The 23,243-nt window shown below is 62.0% G+C and carries 23 protein-coding genes; 16 read left to right on the top strand and 7 right to left on the bottom strand.

Annotated elements, in window-relative coordinates; translation table 11 throughout:
• The first annotated feature begins 4 nt into the window (after positions 1 to 4).
• Positions 5 to 1,360, top strand: a complete 1,356-nt coding sequence (locus BEN47_RS19440) for an HTTM domain-containing protein (protein WP_204378349.1) — start codon at positions 5 to 7, stop codon at positions 1,358 to 1,360.
• Positions 1,341 to 3,779 (top strand): TonB-dependent receptor domain-containing protein, encoded by a 2,439-nt coding sequence (locus tag BEN47_RS19445; protein WP_070730957.1) that lies wholly within the window; start codon positions 1,341 to 1,343, stop codon positions 3,777 to 3,779. The genes BEN47_RS19440 and BEN47_RS19445 overlap by 20 nt, the downstream gene beginning before the upstream one ends.
• A 20-nt stretch (positions 3,780 to 3,799) precedes the next feature.
• Here BEN47_RS19445 and BEN47_RS19450 read toward each other — a convergent pair whose 3' ends face one another.
• From BEN47_RS19450 to BEN47_RS22380, 3 genes are all read right to left on the bottom strand, one after another.
• On the bottom strand, positions 3,800 to 4,567 hold the full coding sequence (locus BEN47_RS19450; RefSeq protein ID WP_070730959.1) for a sulfite exporter TauE/SafE family protein: 768 nt from the start codon (positions 4,565 to 4,567) through the stop codon (positions 3,800 to 3,802).
• Between the two features lie 81 nt (positions 4,568 to 4,648).
• On the bottom strand, positions 4,649 to 6,934 hold the full coding sequence (gene dnaB / locus BEN47_RS19455; RefSeq protein WP_070730960.1) for a replicative DNA helicase: 2,286 nt from the start codon (positions 6,932 to 6,934) through the stop codon (positions 4,649 to 4,651).
• Positions 6,844 to 7,287, bottom strand: coding sequence for a DnaB-like helicase N-terminal domain-containing protein (locus BEN47_RS22380; RefSeq protein ID WP_239691675.1), 444 nt, complete (start codon positions 7,285 to 7,287; stop codon positions 6,844 to 6,846). Before BEN47_RS22380 ends, dnaB begins: the two co-directional genes overlap by 91 nt.
• A gap of 299 nt (positions 7,288 to 7,586) precedes the next feature.
• Here BEN47_RS22380 and BEN47_RS19465 point away from each other — a divergent pair, with 299 nt between their 5' ends.
• The 4 genes from BEN47_RS19465 (at position 7,587) to BEN47_RS19480 (ending at position 12,034) form a co-directional block, all read left to right on the top strand.
• Positions 7,587 to 8,978: a UDP-N-acetylmuramate--L-alanine ligase gene (locus BEN47_RS19465; RefSeq protein ID WP_262490420.1), complete on the top strand. Its 1,392-nt coding sequence runs from the start codon at positions 7,587 to 7,589 to the stop codon at positions 8,976 to 8,978.
• 369 nt (positions 8,979 to 9,347) lie between these two features.
• Positions 9,348 to 10,112 carry a hypothetical protein gene (locus BEN47_RS19470; RefSeq protein WP_070730962.1) on the top strand — a complete coding sequence of 255 codons (765 nt, stop codon included), beginning with the start codon at positions 9,348 to 9,350 and terminating at the stop codon, positions 10,110 to 10,112.
• Between the two features lie 249 nt (positions 10,113 to 10,361).
• Complete coding sequence (locus BEN47_RS19475) at positions 10,362 to 11,690, top strand: PKD-like domain-containing protein (protein WP_070730963.1); 1,329 nt, start codon at positions 10,362 to 10,364, stop codon at positions 11,688 to 11,690.
• A gap of 2 nt (positions 11,691 to 11,692) precedes the next feature.
• Entirely contained in the window at positions 11,693 to 12,034 is a 342-nt protein-coding gene (locus tag BEN47_RS19480) for a T9SS type A sorting domain-containing protein (RefSeq protein ID WP_070730965.1), read from the top strand.
• A gap of 155 nt (positions 12,035 to 12,189) precedes the next feature.
• Here the strand turns inward: BEN47_RS19480 and BEN47_RS19485 are convergent, their stop codons facing one another.
• On the bottom strand, positions 12,190 to 12,744 hold the full coding sequence (locus tag BEN47_RS19485; protein WP_070730967.1) for a hypothetical protein: 555 nt from the start codon (positions 12,742 to 12,744) through the stop codon (positions 12,190 to 12,192).
• Between the two features lie 123 nt (positions 12,745 to 12,867).
• Positions 12,868 to 13,602, bottom strand: coding sequence for a M48 family metallopeptidase (locus BEN47_RS19490; RefSeq protein ID WP_070730969.1), 735 nt, complete (start codon positions 13,600 to 13,602; stop codon positions 12,868 to 12,870).
• 38 nt (positions 13,603 to 13,640) lie between these two features.
• Between BEN47_RS19490 and BEN47_RS21655 the strand changes: the two genes are divergently transcribed.
• The 6 genes from BEN47_RS21655 to BEN47_RS19515 all read left to right on the top strand — a co-directional run bounded on the left by BEN47_RS21655 (position 13,641) and on the right by BEN47_RS19515 (position 19,561).
• On the top strand, positions 13,641 to 13,799 hold the full coding sequence (locus BEN47_RS21655; RefSeq protein ID WP_158011119.1) for a hypothetical protein: 159 nt from the start codon (positions 13,641 to 13,643) through the stop codon (positions 13,797 to 13,799).
• Between the two features lie 116 nt (positions 13,800 to 13,915).
• Entirely contained in the window at positions 13,916 to 14,524 is a 609-nt protein-coding gene (locus tag BEN47_RS19495; RefSeq protein WP_125921827.1) for a hypothetical protein, read from the top strand.
• Positions 14,525 to 14,529: 5 nt separating this feature from the next.
• Positions 14,530 to 15,279 (top strand): terminase small subunit, encoded by a 750-nt coding sequence (locus BEN47_RS19500; RefSeq protein ID WP_070730973.1) that lies wholly within the window; start codon positions 14,530 to 14,532, stop codon positions 15,277 to 15,279.
• Positions 15,254 to 16,756 (top strand): phage terminase large subunit, encoded by a 1,503-nt coding sequence (locus BEN47_RS19505; protein WP_070730975.1) that lies wholly within the window; start codon positions 15,254 to 15,256, stop codon positions 16,754 to 16,756. Before BEN47_RS19500 ends, BEN47_RS19505 begins: the two co-directional genes overlap by 26 nt.
• 45 nt (positions 16,757 to 16,801) lie before the next feature.
• The gene (locus BEN47_RS19510) at positions 16,802 to 18,652 is read left to right on the top strand and encodes a hypothetical protein (RefSeq protein WP_070730977.1); all 1,851 of its coding nucleotides are present in this window, start codon (positions 16,802 to 16,804) and stop codon (positions 18,650 to 18,652) included.
• A gap of 12 nt (positions 18,653 to 18,664) precedes the next feature.
• Positions 18,665 to 19,561: a hypothetical protein gene (locus tag BEN47_RS19515; protein ID WP_070730979.1), complete on the top strand. Its 897-nt coding sequence runs from the start codon at positions 18,665 to 18,667 to the stop codon at positions 19,559 to 19,561.
• On the opposite strand, the gene BEN47_RS20550 is transcribed toward BEN47_RS19515, so the two are convergent.
• Together BEN47_RS20550 and BEN47_RS19520 are read right to left on the bottom strand one after the other, a co-directional pair.
• Complete coding sequence (locus BEN47_RS20550; protein ID WP_158011135.1) at positions 19,544 to 20,305, bottom strand: DUF723 domain-containing protein; 762 nt, start codon at positions 20,303 to 20,305, stop codon at positions 19,544 to 19,546. The two genes, BEN47_RS19515 and BEN47_RS20550, sit on opposite strands and share 18 nt — an antisense overlap.
• 154 nt (positions 20,306 to 20,459) lie before the next feature.
• Positions 20,460 to 20,645 (bottom strand): hypothetical protein, encoded by a 186-nt coding sequence (locus tag BEN47_RS19520; protein WP_070730981.1) that lies wholly within the window; start codon positions 20,643 to 20,645, stop codon positions 20,460 to 20,462.
• A gap of 102 nt (positions 20,646 to 20,747) precedes the next feature.
• Here BEN47_RS19520 and BEN47_RS21660 point away from each other — a divergent pair, with 102 nt between their 5' ends.
• The 4 genes from BEN47_RS21660 (at position 20,748) to BEN47_RS19540 (ending at position 23,170) form a co-directional block, all read left to right on the top strand.
• Complete coding sequence (locus tag BEN47_RS21660) at positions 20,748 to 20,897, top strand: hypothetical protein (protein WP_158011121.1); 150 nt, start codon at positions 20,748 to 20,750, stop codon at positions 20,895 to 20,897.
• Between the two features lie 2 nt (positions 20,898 to 20,899).
• Positions 20,900 to 21,091: a hypothetical protein gene (locus tag BEN47_RS19530; protein WP_070730984.1), complete on the top strand. Its 192-nt coding sequence runs from the start codon at positions 20,900 to 20,902 to the stop codon at positions 21,089 to 21,091.
• A 101-nt stretch (positions 21,092 to 21,192) separates the two neighbouring features.
• Entirely contained in the window at positions 21,193 to 22,089 is an 897-nt protein-coding gene (locus tag BEN47_RS19535; protein ID WP_070730986.1) for a hypothetical protein, read from the top strand.
• A 34-nt stretch (positions 22,090 to 22,123) separates the two neighbouring features.
• A complete protein-coding gene (locus tag BEN47_RS19540) occupies positions 22,124 to 23,170 on the top strand; it encodes a hypothetical protein (protein WP_070730989.1) in 1,047 nt (348 codons plus the stop codon).
• Positions 23,171 to 23,243 lie beyond the last annotated feature (73 nt).

The following is a 23,243-nucleotide window of genomic DNA, read 5'->3' on the forward strand; positions in this document are numbered from 1 at the left end:
TTCAGTGCTTTCAAGCTACCGTAAAAGCTACATTCCGGCCGCGCCGCTGGCAGTATTCCGCATCGCCTTTGGCGTGCTGATACTGGCCAGCGTCGTTCGCTTTTGGGCCAAGGGCTGGATTGCGGAGCTGTACCTGCAGCCCAGGTTCTTCTTTCCCTATTACGGGCTCGAATTCATCCGGCCGCTGGGCCCGTATACGTACGGGCTTTTTGCGCTTTGCGGGGTATGCGCGCTGCTGGTGGCCCTGGGCTGGCACTACCGCGTGGCAGCGGCGGGCCTGTTCATCAGCTTCACCTACATCGAGCTGATGGACAAAAGCACGTACCTGAACCACTACTATTTTGTGAGTCTGGCGGCGCTGCTGCTCGTGCTGCTGCCGGCCGGCGGCTACTTCTCCCTGGATGCCCGGCGCCAGCCCGAGCGGGCGCACACCCACGTGCCCCGCTGGACCCTGGATGCCCTGCGGCTGCTGGTGGGCATTGTGTACTTCTACGCCGGTCTGGCCAAGCTCAACTCCGATTGGCTGCTGGCGGCCCAGCCGCTGCGCATCTGGCTGCCGGCCAAGAACGACCTGCCGCTGGTAGGCTTTCTGTTCAGCTACCCCATCACGGCCTTTGTGTTCAGCTGGTTTGGGGCGTTTTACGACCTCACGGTGCCGTTTTTTTTATTGAACCGGATTACCCGACCTTATGCCTACGCGGCGGTAGTGGTGTTTCACGTGCTCACGGCTATTCTGTTTCCCATCGGTATGTTTCCGTATGTGATGATAGTGGCCGCGCTGGTATTTTTCCCGCCTGAATGGCACGAGCGGCTACTGGAGCGGGTGCGGCGGGTGCTGGGCCGGCCGCTGGCGGCTGGGCGGGCGGTGGTGCCGCTGGTGTACCGGCCGCGGGTGCAGCGGACATTGCTTGCCGGGCTGGGGCTGTTTTTTGTGGTGCAGCTGCTGGTGCCGTTTCGCTACGCGCTGTATCCGCGCGAGTTGTTCTGGACAGAGGAAGGCTACCGTTTTTCCTGGCGGGTGATGCTTATGGAAAAAATGGGCCAGGTGCAGTTCAAGGTAGTGGACTCGGCCACCGGGCGCGCCCGTCTGGTGAACAACGCCGAACACCTCAGCGTGCTGCAGGAGAAGATGATGGCCACCCAGGCCGACATGATTCTGCAGTTTGCCCATTACCTGCGCGACTACTACGCCCGGCAAGGCGTGCACCAGCCCCAGATTTACGCCGATACCTACGTGAGCCTGAACGGCCGCCTGGGCAAGGCCTACATTGACCCCACCGTGGACTTGGCCCGTCAAAGCGAAAGCTTTGCCCCCAAGCCCTGGATTTTACCCTTTGACGATGAGATTACAGGTTTATAGTGCGCTGCTGCTCCTGGCAGCCTTGCTGCTGGGGATAGACGCCCGGGCCCAGGAAACGCTGCGTGGCCGGGTGCTGGCTGCTGGCAGCAGCCAGCCCGTGGCCGGTGGCGAAGTGTACGTGCAAAGCCTGGCCCGCATGGTGCTCACCGACAGCACGGGCCGGTTTGAGATGACCGGCCTGGCGGCGGGCGTGCAGCTGGTGCGGGTGTCGGCGCTGGGCTACCAGCCCTTCAGCATGGAAGTGCGCCTGCCCGCCGACGGCTTCACCTTTGAGCTGACCAGCCGCGACCGCACCCTGGGCGAGGTGGTGGTGGCGGCCCCCCAAACCACCTTTGGCCAGACGCGGCTGCGCGAGGTGGAGGGCATGGCCATTTTTGCCGCCAAAAAATCGGAGGTCATTGTGCCCGAAAACCTGGTGGCCAACCTGGCCACCAACAACGCCCGCCAGGTATACGCCCGCGTGCCCGGTCTCAACATCTGGGAAAACGACGGCGGCGGGCTGCAGCTCAGCATCGGCGGCCGCGGGCTCGACCCCAACCGGACATCCAACTTCAACGTCCGCCAGAACAACTACGACATCTCGGCCGATGCCCTGGGCTACCCCGAGAGCTACTACACGCCGCCCACCGAGGCCGTGCAGCGCATTCAGCTGGTGCGCGGGGCTGCTTCGCTGCAGTACGGCACCCAGTTTGGCGGCCTGCTCAACTTTGAGATGCGCGCGCCCGACCCCGACCGCAAAGCCGCCATCACCTCCCGGCAGACGGTGGGCTCGTTCGGCTTTTTTAATTCGTTCAACAGCGTGGGCGGCACCGTGGGCAAGCTGAGCTACTACACCTTCGTGCAGTACAAGCGCGGCAATGGCTGGCGCCCCAATTCCGAATTCGACAGTAAAACTGCTTACGCCGACGTGCGCTACCAAGCCACTGAAAACGTGAAGGTGGGCCTGCAATACACCCACATGGACTACCTGGCCCAGCAGCCCGGCGGCCTCACCGATGCCCAGTTCAACACCGACCCGCGCCAGTCGAACCGGGAGCGCAACTGGTTCGCGGTCGACTGGAACCTGTTCAACGCCAGCGCCGACTGGAAGCTGAACGCCCGCTCCAAAATCAACATGCTGGCGTTTGGGCTGGTAGCGTCGCGGCAGTCGCTGGGTTTCCGGCCCGCCGATGTGACCCGCGGCGACGAGGACAAGGTGGGCCGCGACCTGATTAGCGGCGACTTCCGTAACTACGGCCTCGAAGCCCGCTTCCTGACCCGCTACCAGGTGCGGAGCAAAGACGCTGTGCTGCTGCTGGGCACGCGCTACTACCGCGGCAACACCCACAGCCAGCAGGGCTTTGGCCCGGCCGGCCGGGGCGCCGACTTCCGCTTTGTGGAGCCCGACCGGTTTACCAGTACCCGCAACAGCTCCGACTACCGGTTTCCCAACCACAACGTGGCCCTTTTTGCCGAAAACATCTTTTACCTCACCGACAAGCTTTCCGTGACGCCGGGCGTGCGCTACGAGTACATCCGCACGCAGGCCGATGGGGTGCTGCGGGAAGTGATTCGCGACCGGGCCGACAACATCATTGCCACCCGCACCCAGAACGAGGCCCGCGTGAGTAACCGGGGCTTTGTGCTGGGCGGCATCGGGGTAAGCTTTAAGCCCCGCGAGCAGCTGGAGTTTTACGGCAACGTGTCGCAGAACTACCGCTCCATCACGTTCAGCGACATGCAGATTGTCAATCCCTCGTCCGTCATCGACCCCAACCTGCAGGACGAGCGCGGCTACTCCGCCGACTTGGGCGTGCGCGGCGAAAAAACCGGCGTGCTGACCTACGACGTGAGCGTGTTTGCGCTCAATTACGCCAACCGCATTGGCGAAGTCCAGGACTTTGACAACCTAAACAACGTGTTTCGCCGCCGCACCAACATTGGCCGCGCCCTCATCATCGGCGTGGAGTCCTACGGTGAAATTGAGCTGCTGAACCAGGAATCGACCGAGGCTGGCCGGGCGCAGCTGTCCGTATTCGGCAACGTGGCCCTCATTCGGGGGCGCTACCTGGAAAGCCAGCTGCGGGACGTGAAAGGCAAGCAGGTGGAGTTTGTACCCGCCGCCAACCTGAAGCTGGGAACCCGCGCCGGGTACGGCCCTTTCAAGGCATCGCTGCAATACCTGTACTTATCCGACCAGTTTTCGGACGCCACCAATGCGCCGGCCAGTGGGGCCTCGGCGGTTATCGGGACCATCCCGGCCTACCAAATCCTGGACGCTTCGGTGTCGTGGGAGCACAGCTGGCTCAAGCTCGAAGCCAGCGTCAACAACCTGGCCGATGCTCGCTATTTCACGCGTCGGGCCACGGCATACCCGGGCCCCGGTATTCTGCCCTCCGACGGCCGCAGCTTCTTTCTCACCGTGGGCGTAAAGCTGTAGGGAATGGGTAAGTGCGCTGATTACGCCCCAAACGTATCCCAGCCCAGTTTCAGGATAAAAGCACTGACTACCACCAGAAACAGCACCCGCACAAAGCCGGTGCCGTGCCGCTGCGCCATGCGCGCCCCCAGCGTGGAGCCCAGCATGTTGCAGGCCGCCATGGGCAACGCCACCTTGTAGAGCACCTGCCCGGTGCTGGCAAAGTAAGCGAGGCTGACCACGTTGGTGGCCACGTTCACCAGCTTGGCTGAGGCCGAAGCGGCGATAAAATCGTAGCCAAACAAGCCCACGAAGGCAAACAGCAGCAAGCTGCCCGTGCCCGGCCCAAAAAAACCGTCGTAGAAACCGATGGCCGCGCCCAGCACCACGCCAATCAGTATTTCGCGGCCTCCCTTGAGTTTTGGCGCGTGCAGGCTGCCAAAATCCTTGCGCCAGGCGGTGTAAATGGCCATCAGCACCAGCAGGGCCAGCACCAGCGGCCGCACGGCCTCCTTGTGCAGCAGGCTCACCGCCCGCGAGCCCAGCAGCGCAAACCCGCCCGCCACCAGCGCCGTGACAGCCACCGTGCGCCAGCGAATGTCCAGCTTTACCGGGCCGCTCAGGTAGCGTTGCAGCGCCACCGCCGTCCCCGACAAACCCGCCACTTTGCTGGTGCCCAGCACCGTGGGCACCGGCACGCCCGGCAACAACAGCAGCATGGCCGGCAGCTGAATCAGCCCCCCGCCGCCCACAATGGAATCGACAAACCCCGCCAGAAAAGCGAACAGGCAGAGCAGGAGTAAGGTCATAAAATGAAGAATGAGGAATGAAGAATTGAGAGCGGCTAATAGCAGCCATTCTTCATTCCTCATTCTTCATTAAGTGAAGCGTCAAAAAGGCGGGTCTTCGTGCTTGTTCATGTTGCCCTTCGGGAACGGCACCGGCGACTCGTTAATCTTCGAGCCCAGGCGAATGGTGTTCGGCGCGAAGCTGCTGGGCTCGCTGTCGAAGTTGCTGGCCGGCAGGCCCATGGGCTGGTAGCCGCTGGTGTCAAACGCGCCTTCGCCGTCCAGGTCGGCGAACTTGGTGAAGCGGCCGATGAACTTGAGCTGCACGGTTTCGAGCGAGCCGTTGCGGTGCTTGGCGATGATGACCTCGCCCACTCCGGCCGTGGAGTTGCCCTCGGCGTCCTGGTCGAGCCCGTAGTATTCGGGGCGGTAGAGGAAGATTACCATGTCGGCGTCCTGCTCGATGGAGCCCGATTCGCGCAGGTCACTCAGTTGCGGGCGCTTCTCGCCGCCGCGGGTTTCCACCGAGCGCGAGAGCTGCGACAGGGCCAGCACGGGCACGTTCAACTCCTTGGCAATACCCTTGAGGGCCCGCGAGATGCTGGCAATTTCCTGCTCGCGGTTGCCGCCGCGGCCGTCGGTGTTGCCGCTCATCAGCTGCAGGTAGTCCACGATGATGAGCTGCACGTCCTTCTGCGAGCGCAGGCGGCGGCACTTCGTGCGCAACTCCCGGATACTCAAAGCGGGCGTATCGTCGATGTAAATGGGTGCGGCCGAGAGGTCGGTAATCTTGTGGTTGAGCTGCTGCCACTCGTGGTCGGCCAGCGTGCCCTTCTTGATTTTGTCAGAGTCCAGCTCCGCTTCGGCCGAAATCAGACGGTTGACGAGCTGCAGCGAGGACATTTCCAGCGAGAAAATAGCCACCGGCCGCTTAAACTCCACCGCCGCGTTGCGCATGGCCGACACTACGAAGGCCGTGTTGTGCGTCACGGTCATGTCCTGGAGCAGAAAGAGCCGGTTGCCGTCGATTTCGAAGCCGTAGTAGTCATCCACGTTGTCGAACTCCACGCTGATGCCGGTCTGGCGCCAGTCCACGGGCGAGGCCCAGGGCTGGGCTTTTTTCCGCGCCACGCGCACCGGCACGCGGTTGATGTCGCCGTAGAGGCGCACGCGCCACACTTCGCTTTCGTAACCGATGCTGGAAATGGTGGCGCGCTTCTTCGTGAGGGAGGTGCGGAAGCCCAGCGAGTCGCCCAAAAACTTGATTTGCCGGGCCAGGCGCTGGTTTTTCTGGGTGATTTCGTAGCCGTTGGAAACCGGGTCGAGGTGGCCGTCGCTGTCAATAAGGCCAGCCAGCAGGCGCAGGCGGTTCTCGGTGGAGTTGATGGCGTAGGCGCGGGGAATATGCTTGTCGCCCAACACGCCCAACTGGCGGAGTTCGTCCTGTAACGAATATTCAGCAATGTTGCCGCCCTGCCGGCCGCGGGTGATACCGTAGCTGTTACAGCGGTTTTCTACCACGCCCACCGTCACCTGCATGTTCAGCGTAGCGGCGTACTCGTGCAGGTAAGCAATGATTTCCGGGTCTTGGCCCGTGATGCGGCAGTTGTCGCTGGCGCCATCGCCGAGCCATACGCCCAAAAAATACGGGTTCACAGGTAGCTCCTGCGCCTCAAACTCGACCGGCACTTTGTAGCCTTTGTAGTTCGAGCGGAATTTCGGACCTTTGGCCAAGTATTCCTTAACGGTGATGTTCAGTACGTCGCCGTGGCGATGCGGGCCTTCATTACGGCTGCGCTTGAGGGAGAGAATGTGGCTCTCGTTCACGCGGTAGTCGTCGCCTTTGTTCTGGCGCACCCAGTACATGTTTTCGCGGCCCCGCGCGATGCTCAGCACCCGGCGCGGGGTCGAGTCGTCGCCCATCAGCAGCTCACCGGGCAGCACGTCCTCCACGTTGCGCAGGTCGCCGTCGAACATCAGCACCTTCGTGCCTTTGCCCAGGCACTTGCCCATGCCTGGCCGAGCCGCAATAATCACCAGGTCAGAGGGTTGCCAGCCACTAGTGACGCGGTCCAGCGCGGTAAACCCGGTGGGCACGCCGGTGAGGCCGTCCTTCTGGTTTTTCTTCTCTTCGAGCTCCTTGATGGCCTTGCCCATCAGGCTGCGCATGTCGTCGAAGTTCTTGCGAATGTTCGACTCCGACACCTCAAACAGCGCTGATTCGGTGTTGTCGAGCAGGTTGAACACGTCGGTGGTGTCCTCGTAGGCGTCGCGCAGGATGTCGCTCGAAATGCGAATCAACTCGCGCTTGATGGCCGATTCGGTGATGATGCGGGCGTGGTATTCCACGTTGGCCGCCGAGTTGACTTTGGAGGTGAGGCTGGCCACGGCAAACGGGCGCCGGCGGCTTCCAAGGCGCCCATTTCGCGCAGCTCGTGCACCACGGTGAGTTGGTCGATGGGCTCCGATTTATCAAACAGCCGGATGATGGCTTCGTAGATGAGCTTGTGCGACGCCTTGTAGAAGCTCTCGGGCTTGAGCAGGTCGATGACCGAGGTGAGGGCATCTTTTTCCAGCATGAGCGCGCCAAGCACGGCCATTTCGAGCTCGGGAGCCTGGGGCGGCAGCTTGCCGGCCGCGCCCGCGTTGAAGGGGACCATCCCGGCAGCGCCGCGGGGCCCAAGAGCCGCTTTGGCTCGGGCTGCGGATTGCTTCAGGCGGTCGTCCATCCGGTCTTGCATAGAATCTCAGGGGTATAGGGCAGCGATAAAGTGGGGCCGGGCTTTTTTTCGAAAGTCCGGCCCCACACCATGTATACAAAGCTAACCCCGGGAGAGGGGAAAAAGATAGGCGGCGGAAGTCGATTCTTTTGGTTATGGCAGGGCTCCGGCGGCGCGGATTGTGTACTTTCGCGGCCCCACATTTGGGTTGTCAGTTGTCGGTTGTCAGTTGTTTGTTGTGAGTTGTTAGGATTGTTCTAAAACTCACAATTGACTCCTAACAACCGACAACAAACAACCGAAAACCACAACCGACAACTTTGGAAGCAACGAGCCGCAGCCCGAAACCAGAAGCCATTCACCTCATCGCTGTGGGCGGCAGCATCATGCACAACCTGGCGCTGGCCCTGCACCGGCGCGGCGCCCACGTCACGGGTTCCGACGACGAGATTTTTGAGCCCGCCAAAGGCCGCCTGGCCGCCGCCGGCCTGCTGCCCGCGCAGGAGGGCTGGGACGTCGGCAACATCACGCCCGACCTCGACGCCGTGATTGTGGGCATGCACGCCCGCCCCGACAACCCCGAGCTGCTCCGGGCCCAGGAGCTAGGCCTCAAAATCTACTCCTTCCCCGAGTACATCTACGAAGCCAGCCGCGACAAGCAGCGCATCGTCATCGGCGGCTCGCATGGCAAAACCAGCATCACGGCCTGCATTCTGCACGTGCTGCGCTACCACGGCCGTATTTTCGACTACGCGGTGGGGGCGCAGCTGGCGGGGTTCGACCTCATGGTGCAGCTCACCGACGAGGCGCCCATCATCATCATCGAAGGCGACGAATACCTGTCGTCGCCGGTGGACCGCCGGCCCAAGTTCCACCTCTACCAGCACCACATCGGCGTGATTTCCGGCATCAGCTGGGACCACATCAACGTATTTCCCACCGAGGAAAACTACCGGGAGCAGTTCCGCATTTTCGCCGACATGACGCCCAAGGCCGGCGTGCTCATCTACGACCGCGACGACGAGCAAACCCAGCTCATTGCCGTGCCCAGCAACCCCGATGTGACCTACGTGGGCTACGGCCCGCACGAGCACGTCATCCGCGACGGGCGCACGTACTTGCTCAATAAGAAGGACGAGGAAGTAGCTATTCAGGTGTTTGGCGAGCACAACCTGCGCAACATTTCGGCCGCCAAGGAAGTCTGCAAGCAGCTCGGCATAAAGGGCAAGGACTTCTTCAAGGCCATTGCCTCCTTCCCCGGTGCGGCGCGGCGCCTGGAACTGGTGAAGGAAGGCGCCACGTCGGTGGTGTACAAGGACTTTGCTCACGCCCCGAGCAAGCTCAAGGCCACGGCTACGGCTCTGAAAAAGCAGTTCCCCCAGCGGCGCCTGGTGGCCTGCCTGGAGCTGCACACCTTCAGCAGCCTCAACCCGGCGTTTTTGCCGCAGTACGCCCACTGCTTCGATGCGCCCGACGTGGCGGTAGTGTACTTCAACCCGCAGGTGCTGGCCCACAAGCGCCTGCCGCCGCTGGCCGCCGCCACCGTGGTCGAAGCCTTCCAGCGCCCCGACCTGCGCGTGATTACCGACAGCACCGAGCTGGCCGCCTTCCTGCGCGAGCAGGAGTGGGCCAACGCCAACCTGCTGCTCATGTCGTCCGGCACGTTCGACGGGCTGGACCTGGCGGCGCTGGCGGCAACGGTGACGGGGTAGCTGCTGGATTTCGTTTTTTCCTCGCCGCGCCGCGTGGCTGCCCACACCCAGGGGCGGCCGCGCGGCGCGGCGCTGGGAACAAAGGATAATCTAGCGGCAGACAAATACCGACGGGCTTTTGATTCAGCAATCAGACCAATGTCACAATTGAAGTATAGTTGGACAATACTGTTTAAGTTAACCCCCGCGTTAAGCTGCTAAAAGGGCATTTGCGTTTTGTAATCAAGGTTAAATTTTTTTTTGTGAATTAAATACAAGTCACAACTGCGACTGTTTTGTCCTTTTTTGTGGTTTGTTCACTCCTCACATTTGCCATCGGGTTCTGCCAGGGGCACATCGCTGCATCCTCCCACTTTTTTCTTCCTTCTCATGTTGATTACCCGCCTATTCCCAATGGCTTGCTTGTTGGCCCTGACCGCTACGGCCCATGCTCAAACGGCCGCGCCCGCCGCCGACACCGCCCGCTTCTACCGGCACCACCTGGGCCTGACGGCCAGCCCCGTGCTCGACGGCTTTTTTCGCAATAACCGCAGCCTGCCGGTGGGGCTGCTGTATAAGCGGCAGACCGCGCCAAATAAACTGTGGCGCTTCGGCGTGGTGCTGAACCAAAATTATAGTCGTCGGGATGAAGACAATCCTTCTCCACCTACTACGATGGTGAAAGTCAACGAGGAATACATACTGAATACGTTAGGACTGGGCGCAAGTGTAGGACGGGAGCTGACTAAACCATTCTCTAAGCGTTGGACTGGCACGCTGGGAGCCGATGTGAGCGCAGGTTTTTCGCGTTTTACCCGTGATGCTAGGAAGCAGTCGCTGGGCAACGCCAACCAGGGAGTAAATCCCTCTGAGTACCGACAATTGGACCAGTTTCGCAGCTTCAATGCGGCAGTTGCCCCTTTCGTTGGATTACGCTATGCTATTCGTACTTACCTGTACGCAAGTGCAGAATCGGCTATCAAAGTATACTATTTCAGAGAGACGATTGGTGGCCGCATTACACAAACCGACCTTGTTACAAGGCAAATTATCAGTCTAACCAGGGACCCTGGTCTAGTAATAACAGACCAATCATTCAGAACGCGCTTCCAGTTAATCAATCAGGTTACTCTGCATTGCCAGATTGGCCGCTAGCAAAAAATATCCACTTTTTCTCACCGTTTAATCTATTGTTCCATGAAGAAAATTTACTTCAAGTTGTATCAATGCATCGGTGCACTTATGGCAATGCTTGGCATGTGTACCATAGCACATGCGCAGAACTGGTCACAGGGTTCGACAATTACGGTTTGTCCGGGCGAAGCTGATACTTACATACTCTCCAGCATTCCGGCGGGGTCGCGTGTGAAAGCAGGTAACAACCCCGTGAGTGTTTTGGGCGGCATGCTCACCAATTCGCCTTCGCTCAGCAGTGGTGGCAACATTAATTGTGCCGTGCTGTGGGATGATACGCCCAACGGTGGTAGAATAACGGTAAATATTGAGGTGCCAAGACGCAATTCAAACGGTGACATTACTGGTTACGACGACATCAATAGGCCATTAGTCGCCCGCATCCGCTCCGTGGCCGGGCAGCCGGTGGCCAGTGGCTCGCTGGCCGTGCCGTTCTGCAGCACGTCGCCGGTTGAAATCACATTGCCGGCCGAAAATTTTCCCAATGTACCCAACGAACCCATCCCGGCCTACCTCTGGGAAGTACCGGCCGGTTGGGGCGTGACGGGCGCCACGCTCATTCCTTCCTTCGTTACCACGCCCGGCAACTTCCGCCTCTACCAAGGCACCCGCACCATCAGGCTCACCCCCACGCCGGGCGGCGACGTGGACCTGCGCACGTTCAAATACAGCAGCAACTGCAACCAGACGTATTATCCCTCGCAGCCGTATCGGCTTATCAGTTCGCCGGGCTTTTTTCGCATTCAGCGCACGCCCACAGTGGCCATTACCGCCGGGCCTAACCTAGCGTATTGCGGCGACCGAACCCCGCGCACCTACACGGCCACGGCCAGCCAGAGCCAGGGCCTTACCGGCTTCAGGTGGTCGTATCCTAGCGGCTGGGTGCCGCAGGGCGCCGCTACCGGGGCCAGCATCGTGCTTGTGCCCAGCGGCACCAATGCCGGCACGGTTGGCGTGACGGCCGACTACAACTGCAGCCCTGCAGCCTTTAGCACATCGCAGGCCTCGCTGGCCGTGGCCTATTCCAGTAACCTCACCCCAGTGGTGTTCACCGCCCTGCCCAACCTGTGCCAGGGCGAAACAAAGACCCTGCGGGTGGCCCCTGTGCCCGGTGCGCAAAGCTACCAGTGGACGCTGCCTAGCTCGTTTCTCACGCCGACCACGGTGGCCCCTACCGCGCCCGGCAGCTACCGGTATATCACACAAGGGCCCGAAATTACAGTAACTGCCTCCACTGCTCCCTATTCCTCCGGCTCCGTGCTGGTGGACGTGGTAGCCGGCGGCAGTGGTTGCGGGAGTAGCTCCGCCACTGGTTCCGTCATCGTGGGACTGGGCGACCGGGTGCTGGCCGTGACGCCCAGCCCGGGGTCGGTTTTCTACTACGACCAGGTATGCGCGAATCAACCCATTCAGTTCACCGCCACCATCGACCAGCAGCAGGCAACTGATGTCAGCTACAGCTGGGAGGTGAATGGCGTAGCCGTGGGCAGTGGCGGCTCGACCATCAATACGTTTACGCCGGGCCCGGCCAGAGCATAAGCGTGAGTGTAACGGCTTCTTCTGCCTGCGGCAGCCTCATCGCAACCCGCACGCTGTATGCGGCCAGCAGCATCGACGGGCAGCCGTGCGAGGCGGAGGCCTACCGTACCATGCCGGCTCCCGAAGCCGTTTACCCCAACCCGGCCGATGACAAGCTATACGTGCAGCAGGGCGGGGGGGAGGTAGTTCTCTACAACCTGCAAGGCCAACCAGTGAGCAGCCGCACCGCCAAGCCCGGCCTGGTTCACCTCAACACGAAGCACTTGCCAACGGGGCTTTACATCCTGCACTACCCCAATGCGACCGGCCAGACCGTGCGCCAGCAGGTCCGAGTTGAGCACTAGCCAAAGCTGAACGAAGGTGGCCAACGCCAAAAAAGCCCGCTATTCAGCGGGCTTTTTTGGCGTTGGGGCCGGCTTGCGCGGCCGGTTGGTGTCGGTGGTGATGAGCAGCGCCAGGGCGGTGAGGGCGGCGCGGAGCAGCCATTTGCCGGTGGTGTTCATCGGGCGGTGAAAAGGGAGTTGTTGACTTCTACTTTGAGGTCGCAGTGGCTGCCAGGGGCGTTTTCGGCGCAGATGGCGCCTACAATGCGGCCGTTATCGAAGTTGAAGTAGCAGGCGGGGCAGCCCACGCTGCTGAGAATGTAGCGCTCGGCGCCGGGGCGCAGGTAGTAGGTGTCGTCGCCGCCACTGGTAAGGGGCAGGGCCATGGCCCGGAAGCTGCCGCTGCGCAGGCCCATGCCAATGAGGTAGTAGGTCACGGGCCCACCGGCGTCAACGGGGGCTTTGCGCACCTGCACCTTGTCGATGACGGTGCCGTCGCCAAATTCCCGGATAAAGGCCTTGGCCAGGTCGCTGCGGGAGGTTTTGTATTCAGCGGTGCTATCGGTGAAGTGCACAATCTGGCGGCTCTCGGGCTTGGCCAGCACGGCACCTCTGACGCGGTTGGGGCTGCCGAACTCAGTGGTCGTCGATTTCGTCGATTCGCAGGACATTACCAGTAAGAACAGGATGCTCAGCAAGCCTAAGCCCAGCAGGCGGGAAATGAAACTCATGCGCAGAAGGTGATAAGTAACGGTTCGGGAGAGAACGGGAGGTCAAATAGCAGGCCAAGGTACATCAACTCCGAACCGTTACTTAGAATCTCTCCGCATGACAGGGCCTATGCGGATAGGTAATTATTGAAAACTAGCGGGGCTTATAGTACTTGCGGGCTTCGGGAAGCTCGCGCTGAATGTCGGCAATGCGGGTGCCGTTGGAGGGGTGAGTGGACAGGAATTCGGGTGGCGCGCGCCGCCGCTGGCTTCCATGCGCTGCCAGAAGGAAATGGCTCCGTCGGGATTGTAGCCGGCCAGGGCCATAAATATCAGGCCCAGGTGGTCGGCTTCGCTTTCCTGGTTCCGGCCGTAGCGGAGCAGGCCCAGCTGCGAGCCGACCCCAAACGCCTGCAACGCCAGCTGCTGCGTGGCGGGGGCGTTGGTGGAGAGAGCCGCCGACAATGCCTGGCCACCCAGCTGCTGCACCAGGCCCTGGCTCATGCGCTCGGAGCCGTGCTTGGCCACCGCGTGCGCCACTTCGTGAGCCATCACCACGGCCAGGCCGTTTTCGTCCTGCGTGATGGGCAGTATGCCGGTGTACACGGCCACTTTGCCGCCGGGCATGCACCAGGCGTTCTGCTGCTTATCGTCCTGAATAACGTTGAATTCCCATTGGTAGCCGGCCAGCTGGTCGGCGGCGTTCTGCTGGCGGAAATAGGTTTCCACGGCCGCTTGAATGCGACGGCCCACGTTGCGCACCATGTTTACCTGCTGCGAGTTGTTAGACAGCGGGCCTTTGGCGATGGGAAGTACCCCAGGCCCAACGCCGAAGCCGCTGCCCTGCTGACCGCCCTGGCCCCCGGCGTCTGCTTCCACCCGCCGCTCTCCACCCGGCCCGAACGCACGCCCCGCCCGTGCAGCTCAGCGCCGCCGCCTGCCACCTGCTCAACCCACACCCGAGCAAACCCGGCCAGTACCGGGGCCGCGCCGCCGGCCACGCCCCGCCCGCCGGCAAGTACCTGCTGCTGCCCGTGGCCGGCGAGCCCCGCACCTTTACCCTGCTGCCCGTCTAAGCCCTGAGCAACTGGCAGCGGCAGCCGTGGAACTTTGGCAGGCCACGGGCTGCCATTCGCTTTTCCGCCCGTGGGACCTTTGGGCAGTGGTGCGCTTCCCCACCCCGCCAAAGCCCGTGCCGACCCGCAGCAAAACCCCCTACCGCACCGAACAGGCCAACGCCGCCGCCCGCGCCGCGAACCTGACCCGGACGCAGGCCTACACCCGCGAGCGCCGGCTGCTGGCCCTCTACACCCGGCACCTGTACGCGCTGAGCACCGACACGGACGCCCTGCTGCTGGCCTTGTTCGGCCCCAACCTCTCAGCCAAGCGCCTGGCCGCCGCCACGGACCGGCTGGACTACGACGTGCCCGCCCTGCTGCAGAAGCTGCGCTACGAGGAACAGGAAGAAGTGCTGGCCCTGCTCAGTGCCGACACGCCCGACCTGGTGGCCGTGGCACGGGCCGTGCTCCGGCAGGAACGCAAGCTGCTCCAGCGCGAGCCGCTGGCCGTCCTGCTCAACGACGAGCCGCAGTACCGGGCCGCTGGCCTGGGGCGCCTCACGAGCGAGAACTACGGGCGCCTGCGCCCCGGCTACCTGCCCGACCTGCTGCCCGAACCCAAGCAGCTGGTGCTGGTAACCCTGCCGCGCCGCAAGCCCGCCCCGCGCCGGGTGAATCCGTGGGTGCAGGGCCTGCTGTTCAGCGGCGGCTTTGGGGCCGTGGGTACGCTGCTGCACCTTTGAGCCGTATGATGCCACAGGACTTGCCCGAAGAGGAAGCAGAAGCGCCAAAATTCACCGCTCGTCAGCAGCGGTTTATTGCGGCGTTCTGCGTGTCAGGGAATTGCACAAAAGCTGCAAAGGAGGCCGGCTATTCGGAAGAGTACGCGTATTCGATTGGCTCTCGATTGTCGAAGAATGTCGAGATACGGGCGGCCATTGATGAACGGCTGGCTGCTTACTCCATTAGCGCCGCCTTGGCAACCAAGCTCAACAGCGAGATTGCGCAAAGTTGTGTTAACGAATTTCTTAAGATTGAGAACGTTGAAGAATCAACCAAGATTCAACAGCCCCTACAAGATTACATCGAAGAGATTCTGGTTGAAATAGCATTTGAGGAAGAATACGCCAAGCGCGCCAATTTACAGGAAGAGGAATTAGACGAGCACAAATTCAAACAACGTAAGCGCCGCCGGGCCATCATTCGGCTTCAACTCCAGCTCGAAAACGATTCGCTGGCTACCCATACCATTGCCGGCCCACCAGTGCTGGTAAAGCGGGCGCGTCTTGATTTGGTGAAGTTGGCCGAAGCCCGCGAGGGGGGCCGGATTAAGTCGCTTTCCTTTGGCGAGTTCGGCCCAAAAGTAGAACTATACGCCGCCGACGCTGCCATTGACCGTGCGGCCCGGATGCACGGCCTCTATGAGAAGGATAACCGGCAGGCCGCAGGCACGGAAGTAGAAATCGTCATCGGTGGTAGCCCAAAAGAAACGGCTTAAGCTCACGCTCCGGCCCGATGCCGTCAGCCCCCGCTTCTGGCCCTACCTGCGCAGCCGCACCCGCCACCTGCTGCTGTGGGGCGGCCGCGACAGCACCAAGAGCGACTTCGTGGCCCTCAAGCTGCTGCTCGACTGCTTGGAGTTGCCCTACTTCAAGTGCGTGCTCGTGCGCCGCTACCTCAACACCGTCGGCCCTTCGCAGGTGGCCACGCTCGAAACCGTGGCCAAACGCTGGGGCCTGCATCACCTCTTTAAGTGGGGCGTGAGCCCGCTGGGCATTTGGTGCCGCGACAACGGCAACAGCTTCGTCCCGTTCGGCATGGACGACATGGACAAGATTAAGTCGCTGAGCAACCCCACCCACGCTTGGTACGAGGAAGCGAACCAGGCCGACGGCAAGAAGGCCGATGTCATCAGCACCAGCCTGCGCAGCAGCGTGCCGGGCTCCTATCTGCAGGAAATCTACACCTTCAACCCCGACCATTCCGGCGACTATACCACCTTCTGGCTCTATCAGAAGTTCTTCGACAAGACCGGCCACCCGCACGAGCTGACCTTCAGCGGGCAACTGGCCGTGGACGTGAGCGGGCAACTCGTGCAGGTGCCCTATGAGGTCGTCCACTCCACGTACCACAACAACCCCTGGTGCCCCCCCGAGCGGGCCGCTACCTACGAAGCCTACGGCACGCTCGACCCCCTCACGGGCGAAATGGCCGATGAGTACCGCTACCACGTCTGGTGTTTGGGCCAGTGGGCGACCAAGCGCACGGGCAACGAGTTCTACCACAAGTTTCAGGAAAAGCAGGTCGTCAAGCCCACCCCGTACTTGCCCGGCCTCAACATCGTGCAAAGCTGGGACGCCAACTCCCTGCCGTATTGCGCCATGTTTTGCGCCCAGACCGAACCGCAGCCCGGCGGCGGCATCCTGTTGCGCGTGTTTCAGGAGTACGCCATAAAGCCACCCAACAGCGGCATCGAATCGACGGGCCAACAGTTCCTCAAGGACCGCAAGGCCCGCCAGTGGGACGGCAGCGCCGTGTACCTGACGGGCGACGCCTCGCTGCGCAATAACAAGATTGGGGAGCAGCGCGGGGAAAGCGTTTTCAAGGACGTGCGGGCCGCCTTGGCGGGCTTCACCGACACGGACGGACAAAAGATAGCCGGTTGCCTCAACGCGGGCAGTGGGGACTTTTGGCTCAAGAAAAACCCAGGCGTGGACCGCCGCCGCAACTTCGTAAACGCCCTCTTTGAAGGCAAGATACCCAAGTGCTCCATTCAGGTAGACCCGGACTGCGTGCTGCTCATCAACGATTGGAAGATGGTGCAAAAAGCAATTGACGGCAAGCTCAAAAAGCGCGTCTACGATGCTGAATTGGATGCGTGGTACGAGCCGATTGCGCACTTTTCCGACATCGGAGATTACTATATCTGTACCGTGCTAAAGGCCGAATACGAAGCCTACCGGGACGGGAAGTAAGGGCCTGTTTCCACGCCGTAGGGCCTGCTACTAACCTTTGCCGCTATGAATCTAGCCGAAGCCATTGCCCGCGCCGCCCCCCGCCTGCTGGGCAATGTCACGCACCCGGACTACCAGCGCACCGTCGATTACGCGGCCTTTTGCAAGAAGCTCGAAACCGGGCAGATTGCCACCCTGCTGCAGCCCTTCGTGGCCCGCGAAAGCCCCGCCGAATTTGCCGCCCGCCTGAACCTGACCGTGAGCACGCTGCCCGCCGTGTGGAACGAGCTGCGCACGCCGTTCAAGCAGGTGAGCCGGCTCAAGGGCTCGCAGGTGGAACGCCGCTTCGACTACGCGGGCCTCTCCGATGCTGCCGCTTCCCGCAACGCCGCCCTGCTGCAGACCCTCACCGACGGCTACTACCACAGCAAGCCGCTCGAAGACTACCTGGCCGACCACGTAGTCGGGGCCGTGGCCATGAGCGACCCCAACGCGTGGCTGCTCACCGAGTTCGGGGCCTTCGACTTCCGCCGCGAACGCGCCCGCCCCTACCCCGTGCTGCTGCCCAGCAGCGCCGTGGTGGACTTCACCCGGCAGGCCGGTAACATCACCAGCGTCACGGCCCGCGTGCGGGTGAGCACGCCGAACGGCACAGCCGGCTGGCGCTACACCGTCTACCTAGCCAACGAGTCGGTGGACTACTGGCCCGTGCTGAGCGAGAACGGCACCACCCTCAACACCATGCCGGAAGGAGCCACGGTAGCCGGCACGGTGCTGAGCGAAACCGGGTCCGTGGCCTGGCAGTACCGCATCCTAGAGCACCGCGCCGGGCGGGTGCCCGCTTCCCCGCTGGGCTACGCGCTTGATGCCGAAACCGAGGGCCGTACCTACGTGAGCCCGCTGCACCCGGCCATCTGCTTTCTGGTCAAGTCCCTGCACCTGGATTCGGAGCTGGACATCAACCTCAAGCGCACGATTCACCCGCACAAGTCCATGTTCGTGCCCCCGTGCCCGGCCATGAGCGCCGGGGCCTGCGTGGCGGGCAAGGACCCGAGCACCCAGCAGACCTGTGGCGTGTGCCACGGCACGCAGCGCAGCCCCGTGCAGGAATCGGCCCTGGAGGTCGTCACCTTCCCGCTGCCCCGCGATTTGGAGGAGTTGGGCAAGATGCCGGACCTCTCCAAGATGGTCCACTTTGAGCGCCCGCCCATCGAGGTAGCCGAATTTCAGCTCAAGTTCACCGACTACTTAGTAGCCCGGGCCCAGCGCACGCTCTTCAACACCGACACGCTCAGCAAGGCCACTCTCGTCACCACGGCCACGGAGCGCCTGGCCGAAGCGGCCCAGAAGAACACGGCCCTGGCGCCGATGGGCGACTTTATCAGCGGCACCTACACCTACCACGCCGCCGTCATCGCGGGCTACAACGACATTGCCGCCGGGCTGGTAGCGGTCTACAAGTTCCCTTACGAGCTGGTAGCCCCCGAGCTGTCCGACTTGATTGCCGTGTACGACGGGGCTGCCAAGGCGGGGCTGGATGCCATGTTCATGCAGGAGCTGTACATCGACATCACCCGCCGCAAGCTGGCCGACAACCCCGAAAAGCTGCGGCGCTTCACCGTCAAGCAGCGGTTCGTGTCCTACATCGGCCTCTCCGATGAGCACGTATTGAAGCTGTGGGCCATGAATGCCATCCCCACGCCCAAGTTCCTGCTGCGCACCGAACAGGACAGCATCTTCTACGAATTGGAACGCGCTACCCCCGGCTTCTACGACCTGGCCCCGCAGGCGCAGCAGGACCTCGTGGATGCCAAAGTCGCGGCCCTGGTAGCCGAACTGAGCAGCACGGGAGCCGCCCGGCCCGGTGCCTTTGTCACCCCCACCTTTAGCGCCGCCCCGGTAGCGGCTACAGCGTAAGCCCGCCCGCTAATGCTAAGCCCCGAAGAAGCCGCCGCTGCCCGCAGTGCCGCCGTAGAAGCCCTACAGGCGCAGTTAGCCCGCGACCTGACCACGGCCCAGCGGGAAATGCTACGGGGCCTGCTCAACCGCTTAGAAGATACCCTGGCTGACCCCGCCCTGATTGCGCAGCTCCTGGCCGAGTACACCGCTGCCGTGGCCGTGCCGCTGGCCGTGGCCTATGCCCAGTCGCTGCTGCTGCTGCCGGCCCTGCAGCTCGACTACTTTGCCGCCCTGGGACTGACCAACTACCGGCAGCTACGGGCGCCGCTGACGGGCTTGCTCGAAACCCGGCTCGGCATCACGGCGGCCGGCGTGCCCGTGCCCGGCGGCTACCTGAGCACGCTCGTCGGCGACACCACGGCCCAGCGGGAGTTGCTGCGTTACGCCTATCAGGCGCAGGCCACGGGCGTCGGGCTGGGTGCTTACCGGCAAGGGCTCGAAACGCTCGTCACGGGCGGCAACGGGGCCACGGGGCTGATGGAGCGGCTGTACAAGGAGGCCAATGACACCTACAACGAAGCCGACCGCACCCTGCAGCACGTTGCAGCGGAAGAACTGGGGTTATCCGCCTACCTGTATCAAGGCGGCCTGATTAAGAGCAGCCGCGCCTTTTGCAAGGTGCGCAACGGCCGCGTGTTCCTGCGTTCCGAGATAGCCCGGTTCGGCACCAGCGCCGATGCCTACGGCGGCTACCGCAACAAAGCCGCAGGCGAGTTCGACGGCAGGCCCGACCCCTACGAGCCGCTGGTGCAGGCCGGTGGCTATTCGTGCCGGCACACGTTCCACGCAATCAGCAACAGTATCGCATTAAGCCGCCGCCCTGACTTGATGGAAGACGGTGCTGGTAAGCTAGTTCTTCGAACGTAGAGAAGCCCGCCGTGCAGCCCAGCACTTTTGACACCCGCTGCCCTGCATATGAGTATTTGGTGTTTGACTAAACGCGCCGTGCGTGGGGCAAATGATAGTCACATGCACATTCGTTCGAAAATATACGACCTGCGAGTAATCATAGGTAGCACCGTGAACCTTGCGGGCAGCCTCTTCGAAGTCGGGACGAGGGTTGTATAGCTTCCCAACTCTTCCGTTGTAGTTCAGTACGGGAAGGTGTTTCCAAGTTCTGCCCTGTATTAAGGCAGACATTGCACCTGTTGTAATGCCATGCCTAGTAGCTAATTCGACGGATGACGTTGTTCGAAATGCCTCCCTAATCAAAAGCACTTCCTCATCGGTAAACCTTGCCGCGTAGTGTTCAGAACCGATTTTGCTAAGCCTATTCTTTGCCGCGTGAATTGAGTTTTCCTGATAGGTGACCCATTCGAGATTACTCACAGAGTTGTTGGCCTTATTGCCGTCCTTATGATTGACGCATAAAGGCGATTCAGAGGCGGGCTTTTCAATAAAGGCAGACGCCACCAAAGTGTGAATATTAAAGTGGTGATGCTTCCCATCCCGACTCAATAAAACCTTTGTATAGCCAGTTTGCGCAGGGCCGCCAATGTAGCGAATCTTGCCAAGAGGCCCTTTTGGGAGCGAGCGCACGCGGCCCACATTCGAAACTTCATATCGACCAGCAAAGCCAACAACCGCGCGCCATATTTCATTGATTTCCATACAATAAAGATAACACTTGCTAACACATATTACAAGTAAAATCCGAAACATATAAGAGGAGGCGCCGTTCATCAAGCCTGCCCAACGCCATAGCCCTGCGAATGAGGGCCGATTTGGAGGAAGGGCCGGACGGCGTGCTGCGCATCAAGGCCAGCTAAACCCCGCCCGGCCGCACCCCCGCCTGCTTCAGCGCCTCGCGCATCGCCAGCCGGCTCACCAGGGCGCTCAAATCCAGCGTGAGCACCACCCCGCCCGGCGCGGGCGCAACGTGCACGGGCGGCAGCAGGGAGCGCACGTAGCGGGCAGTGAAGGTGCGCCGGGTTACGGCCTTGAATCGCATAGGCCGCAAAGGTAGGCCCGGCTTTGCGGCGGTAGGGCCGCCCCCGGTGCTTTGTGGCTGCTGAATCCCTTATTCCTCATTCCTCACCTCATTCCCAAGCCCATGCCCAAGTCCCCCACCCCGGATACCGTGGTCGCCGTTCACGAAGACGGCACCGAAAAAGAGTTCTCCGCATCCACCTGGTCCCTGTTGGGCGAAGACAAAGGCGGCTATTCCATCAAGCCGGCCAAGCCCGCCCCCCTCGCCAAGTAGCCATGAGCAAGCCCGCCCACACCGTGAAGCTGCGCAACGGCGCCGCCCCCGCTGAGCACGTCACCACGGCCCAGCTCGACGCCATGAAGGCCGTCTTTGGCACTCGTTTCAGCGAGTACGAAGTAACGGCCATCGAAGACGAGGCCCCGAAGCCGGCGGCCGTCAAAGTGGAAAAGTCCAAATCTGCCGACTAAAGCAGTGCAAAAGGCTCCGAAATTACCGGGGCAAGACCAACAACTTACCCAAAACACCCGCTTGGGGCCGGTTTCGCCCCCTGAAATACAATTATTGAGCAATGGAAGATTTCCAACGACTCCTGAGCGTGGTGGCCGCCACGCTAAACAAACCGGCCGATGAGGTTGCGGAAGCCGCAAAATCCGATGAAGGCATTGCCACGCTCACCGACACGTTCAAAGCCTACCGCAAGGCCCAGTACGATGCCGGCCACAAAGCGTCCAAGAAAGAAGCGACCAGCACGGTAGAAGCTGCGCTGCGGAAGCGCGGGGCCGCCGATGCCTCGTTTGATGACTTGGACAGTGCGCTCGATGCCTTAGAAACCAGTGCCCGCCAGAAAGCCGGCCAGGCCCTTTCCGATGACGACGCCCTGCGTTTGCCCGTGGTGAAAGCCGCGCTCACCAAGGCCGAAAACGAAAAGATGCTGGCCATCTCCACCGCGAGCAAAGACGCCGAAACCAAGCTGCAGGCGCAAATCGACTCATTCCGCAAGGAGCAGCAGGACGCCAAGGTAGCCCAGGCCGCCGAAGCCCATCTCGCCGAGCTAAACCCCAACTTCAACGCCGACCCGGTGAAAGCCGCCCGGCAAAAGGCCCGCGTGATTGCCGAAATCAAAAACGGCAAGTACGAGTTGGGGGAAGACGGCACGATTAAGCCCCTGCAGCAAGACGGCGTGTATTTGCCCAACGCCCACGGCCACCCCGTCAGCTTTGCCGACTACGTGCGCAGTGCCGTTGAGGAATCCGGCTTCGACTTGCCCGTCAGCCAGCCCCGCCAATCCGCCAGCCTCACCCCCGAACAAGTGGCCGCCGGCCAGGGGGCGGCCGTGCTGACGCATTTCAAGGGCGCGCTGCCCAAGTCGGAGCAGGAGTACATCACCCTGGCCAACGACCCCAACCTGCCCGCCGATGCCCTGACCGAATTGCGGGGCTACTGGCAGGCGCAGGCGGCTACGTAGGCCAGCCACCCTTTTGCCCACCCCTTAGACCATCATGGCCCTCTCCACCCTCTATATTACCGAAGTTAAGGCCGACGCCCGTGGCGTGTACGCCGACCCCGAAGCCCTGCTCTCGGACCCCGCCCACGTCATCACGGCCAACGCCGTACAGGCCAACCAGCGCACCGGCACGGGTGCCACCGGCATCCAAGGCCGCCTGCAGGCATCGCCCACCGACTTCGTGGACGTGCAGTGGGGCGTGGACACGGGCGACGTGCAGGACTGCACCGACGATTGCGCCTTGGTTGGCGCGGAAGGCGAGGCGGCCACCACGCGCATCGACGCCCCCATCTGCAAGGAAATCACGTTCCAGATTAGCGAGGAAACCATGCGCCGGCTGGGCATCCAGGGCGGCCCGGAATCCGTGCAGCGCGCCGCCCAGGCCGAGTTGTCGCGCCTCCTGTCGGTGAAAGCCGCCAAGCTCGACACCTGGGTGAACGCCCAAACCCTGGCCCGCGCCAAGGTGCTCCACAACGCCCCCAAGGCCGGCACCGCTGCCGGCGTGGGCACCGTGGGCGCGGACGGTGTTATCACCGTGCCCACGGCCAACTACAACCGCAAGCTGGTGGCTCAGCTCGTGAAAATGGCCCGCCTCAATCAGATGGGCAGCCCCTACATGATTGACGGCGGCCAGCTGTTCGTGGACTACTTCAACGCCCGCCTCGACGGGGCCAACCCCGAAGGCGGCGGCGACGCGGCCCGCGTGGCGTTCTTCCGCGAGTACTTTGACCTGGAAGGCTTTGCCGATGCCGCCCTGGCCGAGGACACCTTCCTGGTGAAGCCCGGCGCCCTGGGCCTGTTCTACAAGTCGTTTCTGCCCAGCACGCCCCGCGAAACCGCCAAGGGCCAAATCTGGACGAACTTCAAATCCAACAACATCACGGACATGCTCTACGACGTGGTGTTTGAGGAGGCCTGCGTCATGGTCAACGGCCACCCCGTAACCGTGCACACCGGCAAGCTCAAGGCCCACATCGGCGTGCACAAAGCCGCTGGCGTGGACGCTGTTCGGCCCGGCATTTTGCTGCTCAAGGACGGTTAGACCGCCCGGCAGTAGCGCCGTAACAAAAGCCCCGACCCGCAACGGCCGGGGCTTTTTGCGTCCGGCATTTCCG

It is taken from the genome of Hymenobacter lapidarius (assembly GCF_001816145.1).
GTDB classification, from domain to species: Bacteria; Bacteroidota; Bacteroidia; order Cytophagales; family Hymenobacteraceae; genus Hymenobacter; species Hymenobacter lapidarius.